The sequence below is a fragment of the Clostridium gasigenes genome (assembly GCF_900104115.1).
Taxonomy (GTDB): domain Bacteria; phylum Bacillota; class Clostridia; order Clostridiales; family Clostridiaceae; genus Clostridium; species Clostridium gasigenes.
This window is the reverse complement of sequence record NZ_FNJM01000012.1, coordinates 42,539-54,291: the sequence shown is the minus strand read 5'-3', so window position 1 is coordinate 54,291 and position 11,753 is coordinate 42,539. Positions and strand designations below refer to the sequence as shown.

At 27.9% G+C, this 11,753-nt stretch carries 9 protein-coding genes; 3 read left to right on the top strand and 6 right to left on the bottom strand.

From position 1 onward, the window contains the following. Positions 1–7: 7 nt before the first annotated feature. The 3 genes from BLS77_RS15220 to gdhA form a co-directional block, all read right to left on the bottom strand. Complete coding sequence (locus BLS77_RS15220; RefSeq protein WP_089971778.1) at positions 8–1,957, bottom strand: DNA gyrase/topoisomerase IV subunit B; 1,950 nt, start codon at positions 1,955–1,957, stop codon at positions 8–10. 357 nt (positions 1,958–2,314) lie between these two features. Next, positions 2,315–3,703 carry a glycosyltransferase family 2 protein gene (locus tag BLS77_RS15215; RefSeq protein WP_089971777.1) on the bottom strand — a complete coding sequence of 463 codons (1,389 nt, stop codon included), beginning with the start codon at positions 3,701–3,703 and terminating at the stop codon, positions 2,315–2,317. A gap of 283 nt (positions 3,704–3,986) precedes the next feature. Next, positions 3,987–5,333, bottom strand: a complete 1,347-nt coding sequence (gene gdhA / locus BLS77_RS15210; protein ID WP_089971775.1) for an NADP-specific glutamate dehydrogenase — start codon at positions 5,331–5,333, stop codon at positions 3,987–3,989. Positions 5,334–5,689: 356 nt separating this feature from the next. On the opposite strand from gdhA, the gene uvsE reads away from it, so the two are divergent. Beyond that, positions 5,690–6,925: a UV DNA damage repair endonuclease UvsE gene (uvsE, locus tag BLS77_RS15205; RefSeq protein WP_089971773.1), complete on the top strand. Its 1,236-nt coding sequence runs from the start codon at positions 5,690–5,692 to the stop codon at positions 6,923–6,925. Between the two features lie 72 nt (positions 6,926–6,997). Here the strand turns inward: uvsE and BLS77_RS15200 are convergent, their stop codons facing one another. The 3 genes from BLS77_RS15200 to BLS77_RS15190 form a co-directional block, all read right to left on the bottom strand. Next, complete coding sequence (locus BLS77_RS15200; protein WP_175490880.1) at positions 6,998–7,978, bottom strand: rhomboid family intramembrane serine protease; 981 nt, start codon at positions 7,976–7,978, stop codon at positions 6,998–7,000. Positions 7,979–8,085: 107 nt separating this feature from the next. Next, on the bottom strand, positions 8,086–9,885 hold the full coding sequence (gene pepF / locus BLS77_RS15195) for an oligoendopeptidase F (RefSeq protein ID WP_089971768.1): 1,800 nt from the start codon (positions 9,883–9,885) through the stop codon (positions 8,086–8,088). Positions 9,886–9,973: 88 nt separating this feature from the next. Next, positions 9,974–10,372, bottom strand: coding sequence for a DUF6762 family protein (locus tag BLS77_RS15190; RefSeq protein WP_089971766.1), 399 nt, complete (start codon positions 10,370–10,372; stop codon positions 9,974–9,976). A 230-nt stretch (positions 10,373–10,602) separates the two neighbouring features. Between BLS77_RS15190 and BLS77_RS15185 the strand changes: the two genes are divergently transcribed. After that, positions 10,603–10,992: a hypothetical protein gene (locus BLS77_RS15185; RefSeq protein WP_089971764.1), complete on the top strand. Its 390-nt coding sequence runs from the start codon at positions 10,603–10,605 to the stop codon at positions 10,990–10,992. 61 nt (positions 10,993–11,053) lie between these two features. Continuing rightward, positions 11,054–11,728 (top strand): metal ABC transporter ATP-binding protein, encoded by a 675-nt coding sequence (locus BLS77_RS15180; protein ID WP_089971762.1) that lies wholly within the window; start codon positions 11,054–11,056, stop codon positions 11,726–11,728. The last annotated feature ends 25 nt before the right edge of the window (positions 11,729–11,753 follow it).

Here is an 11,753-nt window from a genome sequence, read left to right as displayed (position 1 = left end):
TTATCTATTAAAATTCTCCGTATTTATACATATATTTCCTTCTTGGCTCAACAATTTCCCCCATTAGAAGTGAAACCATTTTTTCTGCTTTTGTAGCATCTTCTATAGTTACCTGCATTAATGTTCTTGACTCAGGATTTAGTGTTGTTTGCCATAATTGCTCTGGGTTCATTTCTCCAAGCCCTTTGTATCTTTGCATAAGAGCTCCCTTACCTATTTCTTTTTTAACCTTTTCTAAATCTTCATCACTATATGCATATTTAGCTACTTCTCCACTTTTTGTGTTTTTATAAACTTTATATAATGGTGGTCTAGCTAAATACAAATGTCCATTTGCAATAAGTGGTCTCATATATCTGTATATATAAGTCATCCATAATGTTCTTATATGGTATCCATCTACATCTGCATCACTCATAATAATTATTTTATCATACTTTAAATCCTGTTCTTTATAATTATCTAATGTTCCTGTTCCTACAGCAGTATTAAATATTTTAAGTTCCTCTGAGGCTAAAACATTTTCAAGCTTTTGCTTTTCAGTATTCATTATTTTACCTTTTGAAGGCATTATTGTTTGGAATCTTCTATCCCTAGCTTGCTTTGCAGACCCTCCAGCGGACTCTCCTTCCACTACAATGAATTCATTTACTGTTTTGTCTTTTAACGTACATACAGCTATCCTCCCTGCAAGTGGTGATGTACCCTTACCTATCTTTTTCTTTTCAGCATCATTAATTTTTTTTATTTTTTCTCTTCTTTGAGCTGCTTGAAGGGCATTATTAATAATACTAGTTGCGAGTTCTTTGTTATCTTCTATCCATTCGCTAAACTTAGTGTATGCTAAATCATTCATCATTGTGTATGCTTCAGAGCTTCCAAGTTTTGTTTTAGTTTGTCCCTCAAATACAGGGTCAGTAATTTTAATTCTAAGGATAGCGGTCATACCTTCTCTTAAATCATCACCTTCAAAATCCTTATCCTTTTCTTTCACTAAGCCTAATTTTTTCGCACCTTCTTTAAAACTTCTTGTCATCCCAGTTTTAAATCCAGTTTCATGAGTACCAGCTTCTGTAGTTGGTATATTATTAACATAACTTCCAATATACTCTGTAGTTGAATCTGTAAACTGAATACATACTTCTCCATACATTTCTACATTCTCTAATGATCTTTCGCCATCAAAAATTATAGGATTTGGATGAAGTGTTGTTTTACTTTCATTTAAGTATTCAATAAAGTCTAAAAGACCTCTTTCTGAGTAATATTCTTTCTTTACTTCTTCATCTTTTCTTTTATCTACTAACTCTAAATGTATTCCTTTATTTTGAAATGCTAACTGTTGCAGTCTTTCATCAATAATATCAAATTTAAAATCAATTGTTGAGAAAATATCCTTATCTGGCATAAATGTAACTTTAGTTCCTGTTTTTTTACTTGTGCCCACTATATCTAGCCCAGTAACAGCTGTTCCTGGCATATCTTTTTTTAGTTCTTTATCATAGGAATATTCAAACCTTTGTTTATATAAATTTCCTTTTTGATAAATTTCAACTACTAACCATTTTGAAAGAGCATTAACTACTGCGGCTCCAACTCCATGTAATCCTCCAGAAGTTTTATAATTTTTATTATCAAACTTTCCTCCAGTATGCAACTCAGTAAATACCATTTCAACGCCAGATTTTTTCTTTATTGGATGTATTCCTGTTGGAATACCTCGTCCATTATCTATTATAGTTATACTTTTATCTTTATTTATAATTACTGTAGTTCTATCACCATGACCATTAGATATTTCATCAATAGAGTTATCTAATATTTCCCACACACAATGATGTAGCCCCTTGCTTCCTGTAGATCCAATATACATTCCAGGTCTTACCCTTACCGGCTCTAGCTTTTCTAAGGAAGTTAAATCCGTAACATCATAGCCCTTAATTATTTCCTTACCCATAACAAACCTCCAAAATTAATTACATCCTAACACTAAGGTATTTTCAAAAAATAACTACTTATATTCTAGTTTATTTTCTTTTAGAGCCCTAATGATTTTAAATAATATCTCTTATTTAAAAATTTTAGTTTTTATTATATTTCAAAATATCTATATACAATAATAATTTGTCCAAATTTATAACTTTTTATAATTTTCTATTTATAAATCAACTTTTATAATTTTATTATAATTCTTCTCACCCTAAAAATATATATTCTTTTATTTTTTTTGTCAAACTAATGTTCTCTTATCATTGAAAAATGCCAAACTATTTTTCAAAATAATAACCCAGCACCTAAGTGCTGGGTTATTATTTTAAACATCACAAATTTCTATACTTCTAACATGTTTAGTAGGATTCCATTCTTTATTATTTTTATTTAATATACCTTGAATTGTTATCGGTATCCAAGTTAATGTATATAAAGAATATAATAAGAATCTGAAAAAGAAAATACAAGTTTTCTTTCCAAGGAATAAATAAGTTCCAAGTAAGAAAGCTAAATTGTATATAACATCAGCTACTAACACTAGCATTGTATGTTCTTTTCCTATAATTAATGGAATCACCACAAAACTAATAGCGTAGAATATTAATAATATAAAGAATCCTCGTGATATCTTTTTATCTAATTTCAAAATAATTGGTATTATTACAAATTGGATCCCAGCTAATAATGTAAATAGAACATCCCCAAATAAATCATTAAATGAAAATATATTCATTAGCTCTGGATTAATCAGCTCTATACCTGTTAAAAGCATTGATATACCTAACATTAAAGTTAAAAATGGTTGTATAACATATAATGCACAATCTAAAATAAACCATTTCTTCTCTTTTAAACCTTTTTTTAGTAACTTAAAGAAATATCTAGAAGCTACATCTGTAAATCCTTGCATCCATCTTTTTCTTTGTATCCATGATTGTTTTAACGTTAAAGGTTTTTCATCATAAATAATAGCATCATGAGCCCAACCAACTTTTTCTCCATTTAAAATAAGTTTACATGAAAACTCAAGATCTTCTGTAAGGCAAGTTGCGCCCCATCCCAAATCTTTAAGCATATTTGTATCAATTGCAAATCCAGTACCACCTATTTGGTTTGATAGCCCTACATTTGCTCTCGCCAATTGGAACATTCTATTTTGAGACCAGAATGCTACAGAATACGAAGTTGCAATCCAAGAATCATTTGGATTTTTACTATCTATATATCCTTGTACTACCTTATATCCTTCACTCATTTTTGAATTTATCTCTTTTATCCAATCTGGTGAAACTAAGTTATCTGCATCAAAAACAGCTACTACATCATATTTTTTATTCATTTTAAATATTTTTGCAAACATCCATTCTAAAGCATAACCTTTACCTCTTTGTTCTTTATTAAATCTTTCGTAAACATCTGCCCCATACTTTCTTGCAATTTTAGCTGTATTGTCTGTACAATTATCAGCTATAACAAAAATATCATACATTTCCTTTGGATAATTCTGTTTTTTTAAACTTTCTACAAGATTACCAATAACTACTTCCTCATTATGAGCTGCTACAAGCATGGCAAATCTTTTCTCTGAATTATAAGTTTTCTTCTCATCCTTTCTTCGTAACCCGAAAAAAGCCAAAACAAAATAATACATAGTTAAAGTAAATACTAAAACTTGAAATACGCATGTTACAGCAAAAGTAATTTTCTCCATTATATCACTCCTTAATTAAAGGACTTGCTCCCCATTTTATGTTTAATCCTCTTAATTCAATCCTTTATAAATATATTCTAATCAACTTAAAAAATCAAGTATTGATTTCTTAAAAATTAATTAATTTTTTAATTAACTCTATTTTACTCTTATATTATTATATTTACAAAGTTTTTTAATATGCTTTATATGTCTCAAAAAAATAACAAGTCAAATATACCTTATTATTACTCAAAATAATAAGGATGTCTAAATAGACATCCTTAATTTTTTTAAAATTCCCTTAAACTATTCCTTGAGACATCATAGCTTCTGCTACTTTCATGAACCCAGCAATATTTGCTCCTACTAAAATATTTCCTACTTCTCCATATTCTTTTGCTGCTTCACTAGCATTTTTATAAATATTTTTCATAATACTTTGAAGTTTTTCATCTACTTCTTCAAATGTCCATGATAATCTCATCCCATTTTGAGACATTTCTAAAGCTGAACAAGCAACTCCACCTGCATTTGCAGCTTTAGCAGGTCCAAATAATATCCCTGCATTTTGAATTATTTCAATAGCTTCTAAAGTTGATGGCATATTAGCACCTTCTGAAATAGCTTTTACTCCATTTCCAACTAATATTTTAGCTGATTCTTCATTTATTTCTCCTTGTGTTGCACAAGGAAGCGCTATATCACATTTAATTTCCCAAATTTTTGTACATCCCTCAACATATTTAGCTGATGGTACACTTTCTAAATATTCTTTAATTCTTCCTCTTTTAACTTCTTTAATTTCCCTTACAACATCTAAGTTAATTCCATTTTCATCATATATATATCCATTTGAATCACTTAAAGCAACAACTTTTGCACCAAGCTCAGTAGCCTTTTGTGTTGCATATATAGCAACATTACCTGAACCTGAAATAACAACTGTTTTTCTATTAAAGCTTAAATTATTATCTTTTAACATTTCCTCTGTAAAATAAACTAATCCAAATCCTGTTGCTTCTGTTCTTGCAAGGCTTCCTCCAAAAGTAAGTCCCTTACCAGTTAAAACGCCTTGATCATTTGTACTTCTTATTTTTTTATAATATCCATACATATAACCAATTTCACGTCCACCGACACCAATGTCTCCTGCTGGAACATCAAGATTTGGTCCTATATGTTTACAAAGCTCTGACATAAAGCTTTGGCAAAATCTCATTATTTCTCTGTCCGATTTCCCTTTAGGATTAAAATCAGCTCCACCTTTACCTCCTCCAATTGGAAGACCTGTTAATGAATTTTTAAATATTTGTTCAAATCCTAAAAATTTAACAATACTTGCATTAACTGACGGATGGAATCTTAACCCACCTTTATATGGTCCTATCGCACTGTTAAACTGTATTCTAAACCCTCTGTTTACTTGTACAGTTCCATTATCATCAACCCATGGTACTCTAAACAATATTTGTCTTTCCGGTTCTACTAACCTTTCCAAAATACCTTCTTGAACATATTCTGGATGTTTGTCAAATACAGGTGCTAATGAATTTAACACTTCTGTTACTGCATCTTGGAATTCTTTTTCCCCTTTATTTCTTTGTTTAACTTGGTCTATTACTTTTTGAACATATTGTTCTCCAATCATACTTCCAGCCCCTTTTTTATTTTTATTTATATAATACATTATAGTAGATTATTTTGCTATATTTTTTTAAATATTGTTATTTTTTCATTAAATTCATTTTATTTACTTTATTTTTTTAACAAACCACTAATATAAGGAATATCCAGAAACCCATAGAGTATTATTTTGTTATTACATGTTATAATTACCACATATCCTTATGTATTATATCTGTCCTATTACTATAAACTAAAGTATATTGAAAAAGATATATGTAAACTTGGACTATTTTAAAAATAACTAATACACTTTTAAATAAATAACCACAATTACTTATATTTTAACTGAAAATATAAGTATTTAACTAGGAGGGCAAAATGAAAATAGGATATGCTTGCACGCCATTACTACTTCCTTTTAAAACTACAAGAAGATTTCAATTAAAATATTATTCCGAAGATATTTTAATTAAATATATAAAAGAAAATTTAGATGACCTTAAAAACATCTTAATATATAATAACTCAGTTTCTATTAAACTTTTTAGAATAAGCTCAGACATCATCCCATTTGGTAGTCATTATATAAATACATTTAATTGGAGTGAATATTTTAAAGATGAACTCTTATCAATTGGCACTTATATAAAAGAAAATAATATGAGAGTTTCCATGCATCCAGGTCAATATACAGTGTTAAATTCTCCTAATAATGAAATAGTAAAAAGATCTGTACTGGATTTATCTTATCAAGCCAAGTTTTTAGATAGCCTTGGTCTAAATAAAACTCATAAATTAATTCTTCATATCGGTGGTGTTTATGGAGATAAACCCGCCGCAATAAATCGATTCATAAATACTTTTTTAAACTTAGATAATAATATAAAGAAAAGATTAATTATAGAAAATGATGAAAAAAATTACTCTATTGATGAAGTCTTATTAATAGGAACTACTTGTAAGATTCCTGTTGTTTTTGATAATTTTCACAATTTTTGCTTTGCTGATAATATATATACTTTAAAAGAGATATTAACTAGAGTTAAGGCTACCTGGCCCTTAGATGATGGAAATATTAAAGTTCATTATAGTCAACAGAATTCTTCTAAAAAGAAAGGCTCACATTCCCAAACTATTATAGTTTTAGATTTTTTAAATTATTATAATAATGTTAAAAATTTTGATTTAGATATTATGTTAGAAGTCAAGGATAAAAATGTTTCAACAATTAAAATTTTAAATGTTATAAACGAGTTAAACGGAACTGTTTCTATAGACGAACTTTATAATGAATTAGACAGGTATAAATTAATTGTTTTGTCATATGGAGAAGATTGTTTATCAAAAGCTGTTAGTATTTTAGAAACCAAAAACTCATTTATAGATCTGTATTCGTATATAGATACTCTTTTATTATCTAATCAAACTCCACCCTTCTATAATTATAGTTTAAATCGAGCTTTTAAAGAAATGAAAGAATCACTAATTCCTAAAGAAATAAGTCATTTTAATAAATTATATAAAGAAAATAAATACATTGGTGCTAAGGAATATTTATTTAAACTAGCTTTAAGATATAATCTTCCTATTTATAAATCTTATTATTTTAATTGATATGCTAAATCTATTAAGACATCTTCAAAAAAACATCTTTTATAAACTTAATTTTAAAAATTAAAAGAAGCGCTAATGCGCCTCTTTTTTTCCTAACCAATAAAATATTAAAGCTGTTAACCCACCTAGAATTAAGCCTCCAAAATGTCCAAAGTTATCAATATTAGGTACTGATAGTCCTATTATTATATTTAAAACTATTACTTCTATAATATTCATCATAAAAGACTTTCCTATACTCTTCTTATTTATAACTCCAAACACTAGCATAGAACCAAGTAGTCCAAATACTGCTCCAGATGCACCAACTGAAATACTCTGTGGACTAAGCATATAACTTAGTAAACTTCCCCCTAATGCTGATAAAAAATAAATAATTAAATATTTCTTCCATCCATATATTTTCTCCACTTGAGGGCCTATAACATTAAGGGCCATCATATTAAACCCAATATGTACTAATCCACCATGTAAAAATGCAGCTGTTATAAGTCTCCATACCTGTCCATCATTAATTAGCACATTGACCTTAGCTCCCATATTTGCAAGTGTATATATATCTATTTCGAATAAATTTCTAGCCTTAATTACTGAAACTAAATATATCAATATATTTAAAGAAATTAATATATATGTAGCTTTGTATTTGTTTATTTTTTCTTTTGGAGTTATGTCTACCTTAACCATCTTATCAATTATTTGTCCTAAAGGCTTACAACTTTCATGACAATAAGATATTTTTTGATCTCCTAACGAAAATATAAGTTTATTCTTATAGCTTTCCTTATCTATTAATATATAATCACCATTTGTAACAATTACACTATTTAAAGAGTAAGGCTTATTAAAAGCCCTACCTAAAAATTCTTTAGCCTCATTATAGTTAACAGATTCTTCTACATCAGTTGTAACTATAACTGTATAAATAGATTCTCCAAGGTCTAACACTCCAATCCATTTATCTTTATCACTATATTTACTGTGATAATCTTTCATAAAGAAACCTGCTTCTTTAGATAACATATTAAAAAACAGCTTTTCAAACTTTTCCACAAACGCCATCTCCCAAGGTTGGGCACCTTCAAAAAATATATACTCAATTGACTTGTTATTTTTTAAAAATGCCCTATTAAAATACTTATATACTTACTTTAAAACACCTAAATTTCTTTTTCTATCATATCTAGAAGTTCATTAAATCTTTCAATTGTTGCTTCTACTGGTTTTGATGTTGTCATATCAACTCCAGCTTTTTTAAGAATTTCTATAGGGTAATTACTTCCTCCACTCTTTAAGAAAGCAACATATTTTTCTACTGCATTTTCTTTTTTATCTAAGATTGACTTAGCAAAAGCTGAAGCTGCCGCATATCCAGTTGCATATTGATAAACATAAAAATCAGAATAAAAGTGTGGAATCCTTGACCATTCTACATCTATTTCAGGATCTACTATCATATCTGGTCCAAAGTATTTTTGATTTAATTCTATCCATGCTTTGTTATAATCTTCTGCAGTTAATGGAATTCCATTTTCTAAACTTTCATGAGTATAAAGTTCGAACTCTGCAAACATTAATTGTCTAAATACTGTTGTTCTTATTTGTTCAAGCTCTTGATTTATTAAATATAATCTCTTTTGCTTATCTGTTTCTTTATTAATTAAATAATGAATTAATAAAGCTTCATTAGTTGTTGACGCAACTTCTGCACAAAAAAGAGTGTATCCTGCATAAATATAAGGTTGTTCTTTTCTTGAATAATATGAGTGGATTGAATGACCCATCTCATGAGCTAATGTGGATACATCATTTAACTCATAATTATAGTTAAGTAGCACATATGGCATAGTATCATATCCACCCCAAGAATAAGCTCCGCCTCTTTTACCTTTATTTTGGTATATATCTATCCAGCCATCTTTAACTCCATCTTTAAATATATTTAAATATTCTTCTCCAAGAGGATTTAACCCTTCAACTATCATTTTAACTGCATCATCAAATTCTATATGATTTTTTGGAACCTCAATAACAGGAACATATAAATCATACATATGCATTTCTTCTAAGCCTAAAAGTCTCTTCTTTAATGCTACATATCTATGCATAGATGAAAGATTATCATTAATTGTTTTAATAGCATTACGATATACCTCTAGTGGGATATTATTAGGTTTTAAAGATGAATCTAGTGCCCCTTCATACTTTCTAATTTTTGCACCAAAATTAAAATTCTTAATTGAACTTGAAAGAATTGTAGCTAGTGTATTTTCGAAACCCTTATACTCTTTAAATAAAGTTTTAAAAGCTTCTTCTCTTACAGCTCTATTTTTACTTTTAATAAATGATGAATAATTTCCTTCTGTTAATTCTACCTTTTTGCCATCTTCATCTGTTACATCTCCAAATTTCATATCTGCATTTGTAAAAATACTATGAATTGATGAAGGTGAATCTAAACAATCAGAAACTCCTGCTAATAATTCTTCTTGTGATTTACTTAAAATATGTGGCTTTTCTTTTAAAATATCATTAAATAGGAATTCATAAATTTTAAGTTTTGGATTTTTTTTAATTGATTCTTTAATAAAATTTTCTGGCATCTCAAGAATTTCTGGAACAAAATATGCTGTATATGTTGCAAACTCAGCCATATAACTATCTATTTTACTCATCATCCCTTGATACTTTGAATTTTTAGTATCTTCATCGCATCTTAAATGTGCATAAACATAAATAATTTCTGCTTTTCTAGATGTTTTTTCATAAATATCTAAGTATTTAATAAGATTTTCTGCATTTTCTAATTTTCCTTCAAAGCTTTTTAAATTAGGTGCTTCTTCTTTCAATTCTTTAAAGGCTTTTTCCCATTCCTCATCAGATGAAAATACCTTATTAACTTTCCATTTGCACTTCTCTTCTATTTCATCTCTCATTTTAAGAACTTTACTTTCACTCATATTTTTTAATTTCTCCCTTCTTCATATTAAATAAGGAATTTGGGAAAAAACAACTAATAAATATGTTAGTTGTTTTTTTGAAACTCCATTAAATATATTCTGCTTCCTTTCCTTGGATATCTTTAAATGCATTTTCCATTGATTCTTCTATTAAAGCTACACATTTGTCTATTCTACCTTTTACAACATCATAGTCTTCATTATATTCAAACTTTACTAAGAATGTTGGGTTAAATTCATCTAAAGAATCTTCTATAGCAAATTTATTTTCTTCAAAAATACTATAGTTAAAAACATCGTATATAGCTGAGTATTCCCATTCTTCTATATCTTTATTTGTATCAAAGTATAAATTAATTGTATTATCTAAAACAAATAATTTTTTTACATATAACGCTCCATCTGATACTTTAAAACTTCCTAGCTCCTTTGTTATAAATCCTGTCTCTTTATCTTTTTCCATTAATACTAAACTTGAAAAATCCATATTAATCTTCCTTCCGTGGTTTATTTTTCTTATTTTATCTACACCTCTATTATATGTTGTACCCATAACATAAATCAATATATGTATTTACTTATTGTAAATTTATGGTAATATTGTTATAAAAGGTTCTAATTATTTAATTTATGCATCTACAAAATAACAAGTCACCGCAGAATTTATATTTAATAGTTATTTTTAAGATGACTTAATTTACCTTAAGGAGGGTATTTATGAGAAGTAAGAAGAAAAATGTAATGATTAAAAGAAAGGTAAGACTTAAGAAAAGAAGAAAAATGTTTTTTTTAGGTACTATAATTTTTTTAAGCTGCGCTATTATATTTACCACATTATTTTATAAATTATATATTAATTCTAAGTGTAAAAACTTATCTTATTCAATAAATTATACTTTAACAAATAAATCTGAAAAAAAGCAACGCTTACTAGAGGTCAAGGACGTAAATTTAGTGTTTCAAGATGATGACAGTGCAATTGTAGACGTATCTGGCCCTGGCAAAGAAAATCCTCATAGTAACACTAATGTAAAAGCATCTTTCAAAAAGACCTCTTTCGGAGTTTGGAAACTTAATAAAGCTTCCTTAATTTCTTCAGAAAATTAGTTATTGCAAATTATTCGCATTTCCTTGTATAATAGAGTTAGAAAACTTAGGAGATGATTTTTTGATTACCATAAATAATTTGTGTTTTTCATACACAAACAAAGCACCATATATACTAAATAACATTAATTTAAATATACCTTCTGGTGTTTATGTTTCTGTTGTTGGCGAAAATGGTAGTTGTAAAACAACACTAATTAAACTTATCCTTGGACTTTTAAATCCTACTTCTGGCTCTATTAACATTACGGCTAACTCAATAGGATACGTTCCTCAAAAGTTAGATTCTTTTAACGCCCAATTCCCAATCACTGTAACTGAAGTGCTTGATTGTCATAAAAAAACTTTAGGCAAAAATAAAAAAATAGATATTCCTGCTGCTTTGAAAAGTGTAAATTTATATGAATATAAAAATAAATTATTAGGTAACCTTTCTGGTGGTCAGCAACAAAGAGTTTTAATTGCACGTGCATTAATGGGGAATCCTGATATTATCATACTTGACGAGCCTTCTACGGGTGTAGATGAAGCTAATCAAAAAGAAATTTATAGCATTATATCTCAAATTAATAAAGTGGATAAAAAAACTATTATATCTATTGAACATAATATTCACATAGCCCTTAAATATTCAACACATATACTTAAAGTACATAATGGAAATGTTAAACTTTATACATCTAGCGAATATAAAATCTTAAGAGATAGAAATTTTGAGATAAACAGTGCTATTTAATTTTTCTTTAAAGCTTTAATTTATA